General features: G+C 40.3%; 13 protein-coding genes. All 13 read left to right on the forward strand.

Going from position 1 to position 17708, the window contains the following annotated elements; all coding sequences use genetic code 11:
• Positions 1-233: 233 nt before the first annotated feature.
• The 13 genes from AB3G73_RS12120 to AB3G73_RS12180 all read left to right on the forward strand — a co-directional run bounded on the left by AB3G73_RS12120 (position 234) and on the right by AB3G73_RS12180 (position 17580).
• A complete protein-coding gene (locus tag AB3G73_RS12120) occupies positions 234-3269 on the forward strand; it encodes a TonB-dependent receptor (protein WP_148365292.1) in 3036 nt (1011 codons plus the stop codon).
• Positions 3270-3289: 20 nt separating this feature from the next.
• Positions 3290-4702 (forward strand): RagB/SusD family nutrient uptake outer membrane protein, encoded by a 1413-nt coding sequence (locus tag AB3G73_RS12125; RefSeq protein WP_366517156.1) that lies wholly within the window; start codon positions 3290-3292, stop codon positions 4700-4702.
• Between the two features lie 356 nt (positions 4703-5058).
• A complete protein-coding gene (locus AB3G73_RS12130; RefSeq protein ID WP_074638704.1) occupies positions 5059-5646 on the forward strand; it encodes an RNA polymerase sigma-70 factor in 588 nt (195 codons plus the stop codon).
• 74 nt (positions 5647-5720) lie between these two features.
• A complete protein-coding gene (locus AB3G73_RS12135; RefSeq protein WP_195649176.1) occupies positions 5721-6728 on the forward strand; it encodes a FecR family protein in 1008 nt (335 codons plus the stop codon).
• Between the two features lie 237 nt (positions 6729-6965).
• The gene (locus AB3G73_RS12140; RefSeq protein ID WP_217721291.1) at positions 6966-10337 is read left to right on the forward strand and encodes a TonB-dependent receptor; all 3372 of its coding nucleotides are present in this window, start codon (positions 6966-6968) and stop codon (positions 10335-10337) included.
• A 5-nt stretch (positions 10338-10342) separates the two neighbouring features.
• Entirely contained in the window at positions 10343-11515 is a 1173-nt protein-coding gene (locus AB3G73_RS12145; protein WP_367745038.1) for a RagB/SusD family nutrient uptake outer membrane protein, read from the forward strand.
• Between the two features lie 193 nt (positions 11516-11708).
• Positions 11709-12275 (forward strand): hypothetical protein, encoded by a 567-nt coding sequence (locus tag AB3G73_RS12150; RefSeq protein WP_005812876.1) that lies wholly within the window; start codon positions 11709-11711, stop codon positions 12273-12275.
• Positions 12272-13519 carry a site-specific integrase gene (locus AB3G73_RS12155; protein WP_005812874.1) on the forward strand — a complete coding sequence of 416 codons (1248 nt, stop codon included), beginning with the start codon at positions 12272-12274 and terminating at the stop codon, positions 13517-13519. The genes AB3G73_RS12150 and AB3G73_RS12155 overlap by 4 nt, the downstream gene beginning before the upstream one ends.
• Positions 13520-13842: 323 nt before the next feature.
• The gene (locus tag AB3G73_RS12160) at positions 13843-14484 is read left to right on the forward strand and encodes a hypothetical protein (RefSeq protein ID WP_005812872.1); all 642 of its coding nucleotides are present in this window, start codon (positions 13843-13845) and stop codon (positions 14482-14484) included.
• Positions 14485-14617: 133 nt separating this feature from the next.
• Positions 14618-14986 (forward strand): helix-turn-helix domain-containing protein, encoded by a 369-nt coding sequence (locus AB3G73_RS12165; RefSeq protein ID WP_004320284.1) that lies wholly within the window; start codon positions 14618-14620, stop codon positions 14984-14986.
• Between the two features lie 43 nt (positions 14987-15029).
• Positions 15030-15371: an AlpA family transcriptional regulator gene (locus tag AB3G73_RS12170; protein WP_005812869.1), complete on the forward strand. Its 342-nt coding sequence runs from the start codon at positions 15030-15032 to the stop codon at positions 15369-15371.
• A gap of 2 nt (positions 15372-15373) precedes the next feature.
• Entirely contained in the window at positions 15374-16480 is a 1107-nt protein-coding gene (locus AB3G73_RS12175) for an AAA family ATPase (RefSeq protein ID WP_005812867.1), read from the forward strand.
• 200 nt (positions 16481-16680) lie between these two features.
• Positions 16681-17580, forward strand: a complete 900-nt coding sequence (locus AB3G73_RS12180; RefSeq protein ID WP_005812865.1) for a toprim domain-containing protein — start codon at positions 16681-16683, stop codon at positions 17578-17580.
• Positions 17581-17708: the final 128 nt, after the last annotated feature.

Genomic DNA, 17708 nt, shown 5'->3' on the forward strand with positions numbered 1-17708 from the left:
TATTAAAAGATGCATTTTGCTCATACAAAGTGTCAATTGCTATTTTAGTAATCAACGCTTTTGATTGAGAAAAATATGCTTATCGGCATAAATACAGCTTATAAAATAACAAAATGTTATATTTGCAACCTTTTTTTATTAATATAATTGCTAGTTTCAGTTTTATTAATATATTTGCAAATTGTTAGAGTAAAGATACAAATAATGTAAAGTTAAACTTTAAGAGAGAATTTATGAAAAGAAAATTAATGCTGTTATTGGCATGCCTTTTTGTGGGCATAGGCCTAGTAACTGCCCAGACTCAAAAGGTCACAGGCGTTGTGATTTCTGAAGAAGACGGGCAGCCAGTTGTTGGCGCTTCTGTGTTAGTAAAAGGTACCACTCTGGGTACAATCACAGATGTAGATGGTAATTTTAATTTGTCGAACGTACCAAGTTCTGCAAAGACTTTGCAGATTTCGTATATCGGCATGCAGACTCAGGAAGTGGCGATAAAGCCCAATTTGCGAGTGATTCTCAAATCTGATGCACAGCTAATAGATGAGGTTGTGGTAACCGGATATGGGGTAACTAAAAAAGCGGCATTTACGGGATCTGCCCAAACGGTGGATAACAAGGACTTGATGAAAAAAACAGATGCAAACTTTATGAAGTCTTTGGAAGGATCAGTTGCTGGTTTACAAGTAAACAGCTTGACTGGACAACCTGGTGCATATGCTTCTACTACTATTCGTGGGGTCGGTTCAATGAACTCCGGAACTGAACCTTTATATGTAATTGATGGTATTGCCATCTACACAGACAAAATGGGAGCTTATAACAAAGCCGGAACAGGGGATATGGCAGCAAGTCCGATGGCTAATATCAATCCTAACGACATTGAGTCCATCACAGTTTTGAAGGATGCTACAGCAACGGCTATTTACGGAGCTCGTGCAGCGAATGGAGTAATTGTAGTTACTACTAAAAAAGGTAGTCTGGGAAAAGCGCGTTTTAATGTGAACGCAAAAGTCGGAACTAGCTTTATTGGTAAGATAAATCATGATTACCGTACGACAAATCTGGATAAATACAAAGAAATCTGGACTGAAGGACTAACAAATGCAGGATATGACGGTGAAGATGGCATGACTTCTGCTGAATGGCTGAATGCCTATGTTATGGATTGGTATAATGTGGACTTGACGCAAAATATCAAGAGTGTGGATTGGCTGAAGGAGATTCTGCAAAATGGTTTTTCACAAGAATATGATATCAGTGCTCAAGGTGGGAATGAAAATTTGCGCTATTATATTAGTGGAGGATATTTTCAGAATACAGGTATCGTCATCGGAACTGGAATGAAACGCTATAGCGGACGTATTAGTTTAGATGGAAAAAGCGGGCGGATAGGATATGGACTTTCTGTGAATGGAGCACTCTCCGATATAAACAACACGATGACTGAAAGCCAATATACTAATCCTATTGTAGCAGTATATGACATCCGTCCGTTTGAACAGGTGCGCAATGAAGACGGAACATATAATACAAATGTTAATTATAATCCTGTAGCTATTAACGATAAAGAAAAAGGTGATAAACGTAATCAAAAGCAGATTACATTGGTTGTGAATCCATATTTTACTTATAATATTATTGATGGCTTAACATGGAAGACAAATGCAGGATTGAGCCTGATTGACTTGGACGAGTTCTTTTACAGTTCAATTTATAATCCTCAATATTCCGGTAGCGGTATGCTTGGTCAAAGAAACCAAGAAAGGGCAACAACCTTAACCATTACCAATACCGTAAACTTCAACCGCACTTTCAAAGACATGCATCATTTGAATGTATTGTTGGGACAAGAAGCACAGAAAATATCTTATAGAACAATTTATGCAGCTGCCAGTGGATATCCTAGTGATGCTGTTTTTGAACTGGACAATGCTTCCAAACCAACAGGGGCGGGATCTTCAACCAAAGCAAGCACTCTTTCTTCATTCTTTATGAATGCAGAATATAATTTGAATGATAAATATTATCTGTCAGGCAGTTTCCGTTATGACGGTTCGTCGAGATTTGGTATAAACAACAAATGGGCTCCTTTCTGGTCTATAGGAGCAAAATACCGTATTTCTAACGAAAGCTTTATGGAAAACACCAAAAGCTGGTTGACAGATTTGACTATCAGAGGTAGTTATGGAACTGTAGGTAATCAGGATATTGGTTATTATGCAGCAATGGGATTGTATAATTATGGATATTCTTATAATGGCAAACCTGGAGCTATTCCTTACCAAATAGCCAATCCGGATCTTAAATGGGAGACTGTTGCGAAAGCCGATATCGGTATCCATGCTGTTTTCTTCGAAAGACTGACACTCGAAGTAGACTATTATAACCAACGGACAAAAGATATGATATTTGATGTACCACTTTCTTACACAACTGGATTCGGGTCTATTCTGAAAAATGTAGGTGAGATGGAAAACAAAGGTATAGAATTCTTGATTAACGCTAACGTACTTAGAAATAAGGATTTCAGTTGGGATGTTCGTTTCACTGGTACGGCAAATAAAAATAAAATCATAAAACTTGCCACAGAAAAACCAATTGAGAATACTCTAACTATCAGAAAAGTTGGCGAAGCATATAATACATTCTATATGCCGGAATATGCAGGAGTGGATCCTGAAACAGGAGAAGCAATGTGGTATAAAGGACAAGAAGGGGATGAGAAAACAAAAAATGTAAATGAGGCCGGTCAGCGAATTGTAGGCTCCGCCGATCCTAAATTTTATGGTGGCTTTGGAATGAATTTCAAATACAAAGGTTTTGACTTCTCTTTTGATACCAGTTTCACCCTGGGAAATAAAGTGTATAACTCCGGATTTGCATTTGACATGCAGGTTGGACACTATTTCTTAGGCCCGGTGTCCAACTATGTTTATGACAATCGCTGGCAAAAGCCGGGAGATATAACCGACGTACCCAAATTCGTAGCTGGAGACAACTCGGGAGCAGAAACTAATTCCAGCCGTTTCTTAATGAATGGTTCTTATTTAAGAATGAAATCCATGGTTTTAGGATATACTCTTCCAAAGAACCTTATGAATAAAGTGGCTATTGACAATTTAAGAGTTTATATCTCTGCTGACAATTTGTTCACTATCACTGCTAAAGATTTTATAGGATTTGATCCACAAACTAGATCTACCGGTATGCAGTCTTGGGCATATCCTGTAGCTAGAAATATCATGTTCGGTCTTAATCTCAGCTTCTAAAAAAATAACTTTAGAAATTTATGACAATGAAGAAAATATTATTTGCTTTATTAACCGGTTGGATGGCAATTTCATTCACCGCATGCGATGACTTCTTGACAGAAACGCCATCAACTTCTGTTCCGACAGAAGAAGCCTTGGTTACTACCCAAGATTTTCAGAATGCTCTAAATGGTGTATATTACACATTAGGTTCATATCGTTTTCTGGGACGTGATATATTAGCAATTGGAGATGCGCCAACGGATATCACTTCACATTCCGTTGCAACGTCTCATTTCTATGACATCTTCCGCTATCAGATACTGGATACTAATTCATACATAGAAGAAATATGGGCATACGGATATTGGGCTATCGACCGTTGTGCACGTATCATTAAAGAAGGTGCTTCATTTAAAGAAGTAACAAAGGGGGATCTGGCAGAAGTGGAAGGATGCATCGCTCAAGCCTATGCAATTAAAGCCCTCTGCTCTTTCTATTTGACTAATATGTTCGGTTTGCCATATTCGGAAGCCAATAAAACGACATTAGGTATCGTGAACGTTACTGAACCCGTCCCTGCCTATTCACAGGTGTCAAGAGTCAGTGTAGAACAAAATTATAGCCTGATTCTTGATGATATAACGAAAGCTAAAGAATATTATGCTAAAGAAGCTGTTGAAAATGTAGGTAAACAGTATATGAATACGGCTGCAGTTGCTGCACTTGAAGCTCGCGTAAAACTCTATATGAAAAATTACGAAGGGGCTATTACAGCGGCTCAAGAGGCAATAACCCTAAGTGGCGGTACAATTGTATCAACCAAAGAAGACTATAAGAATATGTACACGACATTAGCTGTTTCGACAGAAGACATTTTCTTTATAGCAAAAGCCGAAGATGATTATTTGTCCGCTAATGCTCTGAATACTTTATGGAATAAATACGGTTTGTCTATTAACAGCGCAACAATAGCAGAATATTCACCTAATGATATTCGTCTGGCACTTCTTGGCGATACGTGGACTGGTGGAAAAATGCGTGGTATTACAACCAATAATCAGATTTCTAATTTGCCGGTTTTCAGACTGCCTGAAATGTATTTAATACAGGCAGAAGCATATGCAAAACAGTCAACTCCTGATTATGGCAAAGCCAAAGAAAAACTATTGGAAGTAGCTGCAAAAAGAAACCCGGACTTGGATGACAGTGAAATTGCAGAGGATCAAACGGTTATTGATGCCATTGATAAAGAAAGAAAATTAGAACTGGTTCAAGAAGGACATCGCTTCTTTGATGCAAGAAGATTAGGCAAAATTATTAGTGTAGCAGATGGATCGTACACTAATTTCAACATCGCAAAATTTGTGTACCCAATACCTTCTTTTGAAGTCAATTCAGGTTTTGGAGTTATACAAACAGAGGGGTGGAGTAATAATCTACCTCGATAATACTTTTTAAAATTGTCTTTAATATAAGGATCAGTTTTAAGTAAAAGATGAGACCTGCAAATTTTGAGTCAATCGAATTTGCAGGCCTCACTATTTATAATCAGATAACCCTTTATTACAATAGAAACACCCATCTCGCTTATTCATTCAATCTCATAAAATACACTTTTCCGTACATTCGACCAACCAACATATTTTCTTTATAAAAAGAATTTAAAATAAAAAATGTTCCTTATATTTGCCATCCATTTAAAACCTTTACATTAAAAGAGCATATATTTTCCCTTATAAACAACGATTAAGAGACTTATGCTTCTCTAAATGTTCTCTGAAAGAAACTGAAAACACAAAATTATATGGATCAATTTTTAGAGAAAATAGATACACATACTTTATCACTTTTACAAAAAGGTGATGAGAAAGCCTTTGATACTATTTTCTGGAAATACAATTCACGTGTATTCCACTTTATTCATTCACTTCTATATGATAGAACACTAGCAGAAGACCTCACTCAAAATGTATTTCTGAAGATTTGGGAAAGACATCAGGATATCAAACCGGAAGAAGGTTTTGAAGCCTATCTTTTCACGATAGCACGCAACATGGTATATAAAGAAACAGAGAAGCGGCTGCTCTCGGAACGTTTTCTGGATTCAATCAAACAAACTGATGCCGACAAGCACTTTGAAATAGACGTTGACACCGACTCCCTACAAGAATATATAGACGAGCTGGTAGAACAGTTACCCTCTTCCCGGAAGAAAATCTACCTCATGAGCAGGAAACAACATCTGACAAATAAAGAAATAGCAACCCAATTGTCTCTATCTGAAAAAACAGTTGAAACGCAATTATATCGTGCCCTTCATTTCTTACGTTCTAAATTAGCTAATGAAATTGTAGCTTTGGCTCTATTTTTTCTTTCTTATAATTTTAAATAGTGTTAAATACAGAGTAAAATCTTTGCCCCCTGTAAGGATTCTTGGCTCCATGGAGATATACATAATAAAAGCCCATGGAGAAGAATACGAATATATTATTATTAGAATGTTTTATGCGGGGAGAAACCTCTCCGGATGAAGAACGAATACTGTCGGACTGGCTCCACAGTCAGGAAGCAAAAGAACAGTTATCCAACTATTATCAGGAAACCTGGAAAGGCTCTAATAACAAGCTCATTGCCGAAGTACAAGGACGTATGTTTGAACGGGTCAAAAGTCAAATGCATAATGCTGCACAAGAGTTGAATAGACTCAAACAGAAACGGACAATGCGAATCAGACGTTTATTCCAGTATGCAGCAATCATTCTTTTAATCATAGGAGCAGGAATAGGAGGTCATTTATATACAGTTTCTCTCACAGAACCCACAGTAACGGACAAGAGCTATCTTGTCCAGACAGGAAAAGGCCAACGGGCAAATATTACCTTACCGGATGGTACAGTCGTCTGGCTAAATTCATATACCCAACTGCATTACAATGCAAATTATGGAGCCACCCAACGAGTGGTGTCATTGACAGGCGAAGCATATTTCGAAGTAGCTAAGGATAAGGAGAAACCATTTATTGTAGAAACGGCGGGAATGAATGTAGAAGCTTTAGGAACTACTTTTAATGTAAAAGCCTACCGGGAAGACTCTCAAATCATCGCAACACTTTTTTCCGGTTCGGTCCGTGTTTCTTCCGATAGAGATAACGTTATTCTTTCTCCTGACGAAAACGCTACATTTGAACGGAGTTCTGGCAAGCTGATAATGCATAAACTGGATAATTCATCGTATGCAAAAATGTGGCGAAACAATGATCTTGTCTTTAATGGAGAAACGCTGGAAGAAATTGCCGTGCTACTTAACAGGATGTATAATGTCCAAATAATATTTAAATCCGAACGTATCAAAAAACACCGCTTCTCCGGAGTGATCTGCAACAATAGCCTTGATAATGTAATCGAACTAATTAGCCTAACCTCTCCCATCACTTATGAAACTCGTGGAGACACGATAATACTAGGCAATAGGTAACCCAATATATTTCTAATTATTAACCTTTAAAATCCAATGCGTATGAAATAGCCCCGATAGAATAAAAAAAGATAGCCTGACAAGGTCAGGACTATCTCCTTTAAGCTTAAATCGGAACTTGGAAACTCACTCTGATACTGACAACTGGCGGAAGGCAGTGTCAGAGGGTATATACACCCGATTTTCAGCTTGTAAAGTTACATCTTTTTTATTGTTTAATGATTAATTTCCTATAAAATGAGTAACATCAAGCATCTCTTTTCCCGAATATTATATATTATTATATTTTTATCAAGTAGTCTAAGTGTCATGGGGCAAATCACTCTCACCATGAAAGACAAACCTTTGAAGAAAGTGATAAAACAGATAGAAAAAGTAAGTGAATATCGTTTCTTCTATAATGAAGAGTTGGCTAATCTCAATAAGGCAGTCTCTCTCGAAGCACAGAATAGCAGTATAGAAAAGGTTTTAAAAGAGCTTTCTTCGCAGGCTCCATTCAGTTATCTGATTAAGCCTAATTTCCAGATTGTATTATCTGACGAATTGCCTTCACAACAGACAAAATTACAGAGCATAACAGGGCGTGTAGTAGACACAGCGAACAATCCTATAATCGGTGCAAACGTGTTAGTGAAAGGAACTACCAATGGAGCCATCACTGATATTGACGGTAATTTCTCCTTAGAAAAAGTTCCGGTACAATCACAACTGCAGGTATCTTATATCGGATATGAGACTAAGGAACTGGCCGTAGTTTCCGGAAAGACAAATGTCAAAATCATAATGGCAGAAAACACCAAATTATTAAATGAAGTCGTAGTGACTGGCTTTGGCCTTGCTCAAAAGAAAGCCACCCTGACAGGAGCTATCGCCTCCATAGGAGCTGATGATATAGGCAGATCTTCAGCGGTAAACACTTCCGGAGCATTAGTTGGAAAGGTAGCCGGATTGAACTACAGATCTACAGACAGTCGCCCGGGAAATGCCACTACCTTGCAAATCCGTAACATGGGAACACCCTTATTTGTAATTGACGGCGTGCAGTCTGATGAAGGCCAATTCAATAATATTGACTTTAATGACATCGAATCCATTTCCATTCTGAAAGACGCCTCTGCTTCCATTTATGGTGTACGTGCCGCTAATGGAGTCATTGTTGTAACCACCAAGAAAGGAAAGAAAAACAGCAAAAGTACAGTTACGCTAAATACTTATTATGGCTGGCAACATGTATCACGCTTACCGGAACCGGCAGACGCCGTAACGTATGTAGAGAATTACATACAGTCTGAAACGATTCAGGGAAAGACGTCCCGTTTATATAATAAAGAAGATCTGGAGAAATGGCGGCAAGGTACAGAAAAGGGATATGTGCCATTTAACTGGTATGATTACATCTGGGTGACTTCTCCGCAATATTATGTCAATGCCAATGTTTCCGGAGGTTCGGACAAGATCAATTATTATTTCAGTGTCGGACACATGAATCAGGAATCTGCCATTCGCAATTATGGCGGTATGAAACGATACAACGTACAAATGAATGTCGAAGCACAGGTCACTGATAAATTCAAAATCGGCATGAACATGAACGGACGTATCAAACAGTTGAAGAATCCGGGTGTACCGGGAACCGACGACTATTCAAACCCGACAGCGGCCACCTACCGCAATCTACCGACTGTCCGCCCGTTTGCCAATGACAATCCTAACTATCCGGCATCAGTAGGCTCTGACAATGGCTTAAACTTCGGATTATTGAATTTTGAGAAAAGCGGAACCTTTGAAGACACTTGGCGAATGGCCCAATTAAACCTGAACGCAGAATATGAAATTATCAAAGGACTCAAAGCTAAAGCCTTGTTCGGATATTATTTTGCAAGCGAATTACTTAACAATCAAGAATATACCTATCGTGTCTATAGATATGACGAAGCAACGGACGAATATGTAGATGTAGGTGGACGCGCCAGTGCCTGGAGGGAAAGAACGAATGCTTATGTGGAAGAGTTGACTTCAAACATTCAACTGGCTTATGAAAAAGCATTCGGAGCACATTCCATCAATGCAGTTGTCGGCTTTGAAGCAATAAAAAGAGACACCCCAAAGTCTTGGCTGCATGCCATCCCGGCTTCCAACTCATTGCATCTGATCTATTATGATACGATTGACAAATACGAAGATACCGGTAACAATACGGAAGCACGTTTAGGCTGGCTGGGACGTTTCAACTACAACTACGCCAACAAATACCTGATAGACTTCTCCGCACGCTATGACGGTTCATGGAAATTCCCGCCCAATCATCGCTGGGGTTTCTTCCCTTCCGCCTCATTAGGCTGGAGAATATCAGAAGAAAACTTCTGGAAAGAATCAAGAATAGCTTCAATTTTCAGCGATTTAAAGATCCGGGGATCTTATGGATTGGTAGGAGATGACAACGTTGACGGCTACAGTGCTTTCGACTATATGACAGGCTACGACTACAAACAGGGAGGAGGAGTAATCGACGGTTCCTATATCATTGGTACTACCCCACGAAACCTGCCTGTTACCACGCTCTCATGGGCAAAGGCTAAAATTCTGGACATTGGTCTCGACGTTGCTTTCCTGAACAACCGTTTATCAGGAAGCGTAGATTTCTTCCGACGTATCAAAACCGGTATTCCGGCTTCCCGTGACGATGTATTACTTCCGGAAGAAGTGGGCTTTGAGCGTCCCAAGGAAAATCTCAATTCCAATGTTCATACCGGATATGATTTGCTTGCACGTTGGAGTGATAAGGTCAATGACTTTCACTATTCTATCAGTGCCAATTTCACCTATTCCCGTTTCTACAACTGGGAACAGTATAATCCTAAGTTCAGTAATTCATGGGATGAATATCGTAATTCTACATGGCATCGTTTCGGAAATGTCAACTGGGCATACGAGGCAGACGGCCAGTTCCAAAGTTGGGAAGAGATTGCGTCGTGGCCGATTGACAATGACCAGAAAGGAAATACGACATTACGCCCGGGTGATATCAAATATGTCGATCAAAATGGGGATGGCATAATCAACGATATGGACAAACGCCCCATCGGATACAAAGAAGACTCCACACCCGTTCTGAACTTTGGATTTAACCTTGCATTCGCATGGAAAGGTTTCGATTTAGCATTGGATTTCTCCGGTGCGGGAATGTCTACCTGGAATCCGACATTAATTCAAAAAATCCCATTTAACAATAATGGAAACAACCCGGCTTACTATATGGAAGATACATGGAGACTAGCCGACATTTTTGATGCAAACAGTGACTTGATTCCCGGAAAATACCCGACATTACTAATCGGAAACAATGCCAATAATCACAGTAATTATTGGGAAAGTTCTTTCTGGAAGTACAATGTCCGCTACTTAAAACTGCGTAATCTGGAATTTGGTTACACTTTCCCTAAAGAGTGGCTGCAAAAATGCAGAATTAACAGTCTAAGGTTATATCTTGCCGGACAGAACCTGTTCACACTCACCAATGTACCTATCGATCCGGAAGTTTCAGCCGGTAACGGAACAGCTTATCCAAGTATGCGAATTATCAATCTGGGTTTAACACTTAAATTCTAAAAGCAATGAAATATATAAAAGGATACCTGTTATTGGGTTTAACTTTGATATTAGGATCTTGTTCTGATTTTTTAGATCGTGATCCCGATCAGATATTGACAAATGACCAGATCTTCAGCGATGCTAAAATGATTAACTCCGTATTGGCCGGTTTTTATGGAAATACAGAGAATTGGGGACAAAGTTTTGCTACTCCCGCCAGCTTTACTAAAATGGACGACGGTTGCGTGACCGATGGTGGCCGTGATAACATGCAGGAATACAGTGACAATCAATGGCGAGTTTATCCATATAAATATATTCGCAATTTAAATCAGTTCCTGGCGGGATTAAGAGCTACAACCGTACTTGAATCTACAGAGAAATTGCGATATGAAGGTGAAATTCGCTTCTTACGCGCCTGGGCATATTTTAGTATGTGCAGAGGTTTAGGCGGTGTACCTATTGTGAATGATAACGTATACGAATATGAGGCAGGAATGGATGTTTCAGGTTTGGCTGTTCCCCGTTCCAAAGAATCAGAAGTCTACGATTATATCATCAATGAATGTGCGACTATTGCAAATTACCTGCCTACAAAGCCTACCACCAATGCCGCCCGTGCCACACGCTGGGCTGCCCTGATGTTAAAAGCACGTGCTGCCGTTTATGCAGGATCATTGGCCAACTACAATAATAAGATGGTTGCCCCTATACGCACAGAAGGAAATGAAGTCGGTATTCCGGCGGAAATGGCTACCCCATATTACGAAACAGCATTGGAAGCAGCCAAAGAGGTGATAACTCAAGCTTCTGCCTATTACAACCTGGACATAACGGTTCCTAATGATCTGGGACAGAATTTTTATAATGCAGTCTGTGTCAAAGAGAATAATCATGAAGTGATCTGGGCCAAAGATTATGCATATCCAGGAGCCACCCATGGATTCACACAAAAGAATATTCCCGCTTCTCTAGCAGAAGATCAGGAACGTTGTTATTCCGGCGCAGTATTAAATCTGGTAGAAGCATTTGAATACAAAGACAACCGCAACGGCACAATCAAAGTTAAGGATGAATCCGGAAATTACATCATGTACAGTCGGCCGGAAGATGCCTTTGCCAATAAAGATGCACGGTTGTGGGGAACCGTACTTTATCCGGGAGCCAAATTCAGAGGAAGTGAAATAAGCACATAGAGAAATAAGAATACAATATCAAATGGAAAGCGTGTAGCTCAATGAGTTACACGCTTTTCTTGTTTTTGGCCGTACACAATAATATTGCTATCTTTGCGTTATTATTATAAACATCTGTACCTTATTTGTACCTGTAAGAAAAAGTAGATATGATGAGAAGAATAGATATTAAGAACTACAAAATGAATGAATTATGGCAGTAGCAAAGTATAAGATAGTACGGAAATGTCCTGTGTGCGGAGAAGAGTTCTTCGCAAGGACTTTGGAGTCCTGGTATTGTTCACCCAAATGCTCCAAGGTGGCGTGGAAGCGTAAGCATGATGAAGAAAAACGCCAACTTGAACTGGACAAGATTGTAAGCAATATGCCCAAGTCTAAAGAGTATATCAGCATAACGGAAGCGTATGCTATGTTTGGTGCAAGCCGCTCAACCATTTATAGGCTCATCTACATGAAAAAGATTTCCTTCATTGAGCCAGAGAAAGGAATACGACTTGTATGCAAAGGAGAACTAATGAATCTGTTTCCGTTAAGACAGTCTCCGCTTGACACCAAGCCAAGGAAACCAGTTACCATGTACCGCATGGAACCAGAGGATTGCTATACAATAGGTGAGATTTCCAAGAAATTTCATCTGGATGACAGCACCGTGTATGCTCATATACGAAAATACTCAATACCGACCCGGCAAATCGGTAATTATGTGTATGCTCACAAGGAATCAATAGACAAACTTTATAAAGATATAAAACCATTATGAAAAGATTAGATTATACTAAAGTCTCCGTCAAATTAAAGAAAAGTGAGTGGAGAGATGAGTGGTTCATCTATCTTGAAGCTTATCCTGTTTATGAGACGGGAAATGACAAACCCAAACGAGTGCGTGAATATCTCAGGAGGTCTATTACTACCCCTATATGGGATAAACGACGAAGCGAGCGAGCCGTTGCTGGTAGAATAAAGTACAAGCCCAAGCGAGATGACAATGGCGTTATTCAGTGTAAATCCAAGCAAGATATGGAAACTTGCCTTTATGCGGATGGCGTTCGAGTCCTGCGTCAAAAAGAGTACGACAACATGGCTCTCTTTACTGACCAGCAAATGGAAATGGCAGAACAAAGCGAACGCTCAAAATGCAATGTTCTGGAGTATATTGAGAAGTTAATCAAAGAAAGAGAGGAAACTGCGTCAGAATCGATAGTTGTCAACTGGCGCAGATTGCACACACTGTTGTCAATGTTTGCCAAGTGTGACTACATACAGTTCTCGCAGATTGACATGAAGTATATTGAGGCATTCCGTTCCTTCTTGATAAAGGCACCGCAGGGTGGTTCTAAGAAAGGAACTATTTCAAGGAATACGGCATCGACGTACTTCTCTATCTTCAAGGCGGCACTCAAACAAGCTTTCGTGGATGGCTATCTGAATTGTGATATTGCTGCCAAGGCTAAAAATATCATGTTTCAGAGTGCTCGAAGAGAGTATCTGTCACTGGAAGAACTTAATATATTGGCAAAGACTCCGTGTGATGATATACTAAAACGGGCAGCCTTGTTCTCTGCACTGACAGGAATGCGACATAGCGATATTCAAAAGCTTAAATGGTCAGAGGTTGAAGAATACAATGGTGGGTACCGTCTCAATTTCACTCAGCAGAAGACTAAGGGCGTTGAATACATGCCTATATCGCCACAGGCATACAAGCTTTGCGGTGAGCGCAAGAAAGACGGAGAACTGTTGGTGTTTGCCGGACTGCCTGACCCTTCATGGATATCTAGGCCTTTGGAACGGTGGGTAAAAGCATCAGGGATTACCAAGCACATCACCTTTCATTGCTTCCGCCACACCTATGCAACGTTACAATTGGCTAACGGTACAGACATATATACCGTAAGCAAAATGTTAGGGCATACCAATGTAAAAACCACGCAAATCTACGCAAAAGTAATTGACAAGAAGAAAGATGAAGCTACAGAAGCTTTTAAGTTGGACATAGATGAATAGTGATTATCATTTGTAAGCACTTAGTATAGAAGACCACTTGTATCAATAAGTCCTTTATTGTACAGGTGGTTTTTAGTGCCTTTCATTTTCAACATTCTATGTAATGATGCTATTGTTTTGGCACTTTAACCTTTCGTGGAAACCAAACATTTATAACAATAAACAGATAAAAATGAAAAAAGACAGCCTTTTTTGGCTTCTCTCTTTTTGAAGAGAGCAAGCGTGTCCACAAACATGTGGAGTGTACAGAAGACTTCTACAGAGAACTGTATGAGTTGTTTGAGATCGCAAGAAGTTGGTATCTTCAAGCTGAAAAGAATCATATGAAGACAGAGTACTTCATAGAACTATTTGAGCGCAGTCACCAATATATTGACTGTGATTGTGCACGTTGTAAGAACTCGCGACAGATGGCAATTGGCATTATTGGTACTTTGTTTAGAGACTCTAAGTGTGTGTCAATAATCAAGAAAAAAGAAGATTATTCCAAGCAGGAACTTATTGAGTTGTTTCTTCAACATGTGGGTACTGGTCTGCCAATCCTTACCCGAAAGAAATCGTCCATCCTCACTTTGGGATGCCAATTGTCAGACAGACAGATGGATTTGTTGGTAGAACTTGTCCAAAGTCACGACATATTTGATTTTGCCGACAACAGTGATGTGCGTAGCGAGTTGTGTCGCCTATTCAAGTGCGACTTGGACGCATCTATCCGTGTAAAGAATGTACGTAATGTAGCCGTACTGTTTGACGCTATGGCTCAATACCATTTGATAAACAATAATTGGCAATATGTCATGGGAGAAGGTCGCTTCTTAACCAGTATCAAAAAGGATGGAACAGAGAAATTCATAACTTCAAGTTGTCTTTCCTCTTCTCTTTCAAGGATAAGAAGAAACGTTTCCATGACAGCAAGTCAATATGCCATCTGCAAATCCATCGAACAGATATTAAGAGAGGAATAAATCACAATAATTCTGCTAAATGAAAGTAAAAACGTGATAGTTTGGTTGATACTGCCTTACTATCACGTTACTTTTTCTATTTAGTGACAGTCTCCCCATAACTTTGCATCAAAAATCATAAAAAATAATTAGCATGGAAGAAAATAGTATAAGATTTGAAGATATTCCCAACGCTATAACGGGGGTACTGAAAAAGCTGTCATCATTAGAAGACAAGATTGATGGTATATATGAACTTGTTCAATCAGAAAAAGAAGAAACATGGTTTACGGTTGCTGAATTATGTGCTTATCTCCCAACACATCCGGTAGAGCATACCATATATTGCTGGACAAGCAATCGGGAAATACCGTTTCACAAGAGAGGCAAACGCATCATGTTCCTCAAATCTGAGATAGATGAATGGCTTCAAGGAACCAAGGGCAAATCGAAGAACGAGATTCAAAGAGAAGCAGAGGAATATGTACTATCTACACAAAGAAAGAATAGACGGCTAATATAACCGTGCTACTGTCTGTAAACAATTTAATTAAGGTACGTGACACATGAATGAAAGACATTTTAGACTCTATGAGCGAATTGTCGCAATAGAAGACAGTTTGGAGGCTTTGGGACCTATTGACAAACTAATAGAGCGAATCGAGGAATTGGAGAAGATGGTCAAGCAGACCAAAACCGTCTTGGGGTTTGACGAAGCATGTAAGTATATTGGTGTTTCTGAAAGCCTGCTATACAAACTTACAGCCGCAAAAGAAGTTCCACACTATAAGCCAAGGGGAAAAATGCTGTATTTTAATAGAGAAGAAATCGACAAGTGGCTGCTCCAAAACAAACAAGAGGTCATTGGAATGGTAACGAAAATAGAAATTGATAATCCGAAAGAATGAAAATGGAAGAAAATAACAAACATGTACAGCCTAACTCAAAAGAGGAAGGAGTACAGCGTCTCAATCGCATATTGAGCGAATCGTTGATAAAGGCAACAGATACTTATAAAACACCTCCTCAGATTATATGGGTTGATAATTCCAGCATAGCCACATTGGGCAACTTCAGTGCTTCTACTGGTAAGGCAAAGGCGAAAAAGACCTTCAACGTGTCTGCCTTGGTAGCCGCTTCCCTCGCCAACGGCAAGGTACTGAACTATCGCGCCAGTCTGCCAGAGGGGAAACGCAAGATACTGTATGTAGATACGGAGCAGAGCCGCTATCACTGCCATAATGTGCTGGAGCGCATCCTGAAGCTCGCTGGTCTACCTACAAGCATCGACAACGAGAACCTTGACTTTATCTGTCTGAGAGAGTACACGCCCTCCGTCAGGATAGAGGTCATAGACTATGCGCTTGCCCAAGACCAAAGCTATGGACTGGTCATCATCGACGGAATCAGAGACCTGCTTCTCGACATCAACAATGCGGGAGAATCGGTCGAGGTCATCAACAAGATGATGGAATGGTCATCAAAGTATGACCTGCACATCCATTGCGTATTGCATCAGAACAAGGGCGACAATAACGTGCGCGGGCATATCGGTACGGAGATGAACAACAAGGCAGAGACGGTGCTTGTCATCACCAAGAGCACCACCAATCCCGACATCAGCGAGGTGAAGGCGATGCACATCCGTGAGAAGGAGTTCAAGCCGTTTGCCTTTACAGTCAATGAGGAAGGGTTGCCAGAGATTGTCGAGCACACGCCGGAGAAGGAAGAAGGTGACAAGCAACCGTCAAGGTTTACTTACCAAGACTTGACATCCGAACAGCATAACGAGGCGCTGACGGCTGCATTCAAGGAGAAACCTATCAAAGGATTCGATCGCATGGTGGAGGAATTAACGCAAGCCTATGCAGACATTGGCTTTAAGCGTGGCAGAAGCGTCATCATCAAAATGCTGAAATACCTGATTAACGAGCAAAAGCTCATAGTGAAGCGGGATAATCATTACTATTTCGGATATACACCTGCCGAGATTGACCTGTTCCATGAAGAGGAATAAAAACAGTTCAGAAACCAGTTTAGTTTACGTCCGTACCTATATATAAGAAATAAGGCCAAAGTAAACCGAAATCGGAGGCTGAATTGGGAAGCGGAAAAGTAGTTTAGCAAATGGTTTAGTTTACGGGTGTGCCTATATAGGAGAAAGGGTAAAGTAAACTGTTTCCATGGACAAAGTAAAACCGAACAAATGAAAGTACAATGAATATTGAACAATCGAAGAAACTGAGCATTATAGACTTCTTAGACAAGGAGAATGTAACGCTGAAAAAGAAGAAGGGCAATGCCTACTGGTATCTGTCACCCTTCAGGGACGAGAAGACCGCATCGTTCAAGGTCAGCAAGAAGGAGAACCTGTGGTACGACTACGCCATTAAGGAGGGCGGTGACCTTGTGGAGCTGGTAAAGCGTATGTATAACAAACAATCCGTTTCCGATGCCCTTGCCTACCTTGCGTCCAAGAGTATTGCCACTGTGGATAAGGCAATCGAGACCGCTATCGCAGCCAAGGAATACACGACAACCAAGATGAACGATGTGAAGCTGCTCCCACTGAGCAACCATTCTCTGCTGTCCTATTTCAGTAGCCGACGGATAGACATCACCATTGGCAGGATGTATTGCAGGGAGATACACTACAAGGTTGAGCAAAAACATTACTATGGCATTGCCTTTGGCAATCTGAGTGAAGGACATGAGGTGCGCAATCCCTATTTCAAGGGCTGCATCGGGCATAAGGACATCACCCTGCTTGCCCATACGTTCAACGAGTGGCAAAACGGTTGTCTGGTCTTTGAGGGCTTCATGGACTTCCTTGCTTATATGACCCTCGTTAAACAGCAAGACCGATGGTTTGTCGTTGAAAGCCCTTGCGACTATATGATACTGAACTCAGTCGCCAACCTCAAACAGGCATTGCATTACCTTGACCGTTACACCCACATCCATTGCTTCCTCGACAACGACCAGGCAGGACGCAAGACGGTTGAGAGCATCAGCAATGTATTCGAGTACAGGGTGACGGACGAGTCCTTCAGATATGCCGACTACAAGGATGTCAACGACTATCTGATGAGGAAGAAACGAACGGCATCTGAATGACATTATAAAGACGAAAACACCATCATTTGATGCAAAAATGGCTCAAATGCATTGAAATTACATATCAAATCTGCACTTTTTCGCCCAAACATGCTTGATTCTCAATTATTATCCTTATTTTTGCATCG

The organism is Bacteroides sp. L008, assembly GCF_040812255.1.
GTDB classification, from domain to species: Bacteria; Bacteroidota; Bacteroidia; order Bacteroidales; family Bacteroidaceae; genus Bacteroides; species Bacteroides vicugnae.

Excerpts from the sequence above, each read along its gene's own strand:
- AB3G73_RS12120 (WP_148365292.1), top strand. The coding sequence starts at position 234 with ATGAAAAGAAAATTAATGCTGTTATTGGCATGCCTTTTTGTGGGCATA.
- AB3G73_RS12125 (WP_366517156.1), top strand. The coding sequence starts at position 3,290 with ATGACAATGAAGAAAATATTATTTGCTTTATTAACCGGTTGGATGGCA.
- AB3G73_RS12130 (WP_074638704.1), top strand. The coding sequence starts at position 5,059 with ATGGATCAATTTTTAGAGAAAATAGATACACATACTTTATCACTTTTA.
- AB3G73_RS12135 (WP_195649176.1), top strand. The coding sequence starts at position 5,721 with ATGGAGAAGAATACGAATATATTATTATTAGAATGTTTTATGCGGGGA.
- AB3G73_RS12140 (WP_217721291.1), top strand. The coding sequence starts at position 6,966 with ATGAGTAACATCAAGCATCTCTTTTCCCGAATATTATATATTATTATA.
- AB3G73_RS12145 (WP_367745038.1), top strand. The coding sequence starts at position 10,343 with ATGAAATATATAAAAGGATACCTGTTATTGGGTTTAACTTTGATATTA.
- AB3G73_RS12150 (WP_005812876.1), top strand. The coding sequence starts at position 11,709 with ATGGCAGTAGCAAAGTATAAGATAGTACGGAAATGTCCTGTGTGCGGA.
- AB3G73_RS12155 (WP_005812874.1), top strand. The coding sequence starts at position 12,272 with ATGAAAAGATTAGATTATACTAAAGTCTCCGTCAAATTAAAGAAAAGT.
- AB3G73_RS12160 (WP_005812872.1), top strand. The coding sequence starts at position 13,843 with ATGAAGACAGAGTACTTCATAGAACTATTTGAGCGCAGTCACCAATAT.
- AB3G73_RS12165 (WP_004320284.1), top strand. The coding sequence starts at position 14,618 with ATGGAAGAAAATAGTATAAGATTTGAAGATATTCCCAACGCTATAACG.
- AB3G73_RS12170 (WP_005812869.1), top strand. The coding sequence starts at position 15,030 with ATGAATGAAAGACATTTTAGACTCTATGAGCGAATTGTCGCAATAGAA.
- AB3G73_RS12175 (WP_005812867.1), top strand. The coding sequence starts at position 15,374 with ATGGAAGAAAATAACAAACATGTACAGCCTAACTCAAAAGAGGAAGGA.
- AB3G73_RS12180 (WP_005812865.1), top strand. The coding sequence starts at position 16,681 with ATGAATATTGAACAATCGAAGAAACTGAGCATTATAGACTTCTTAGAC.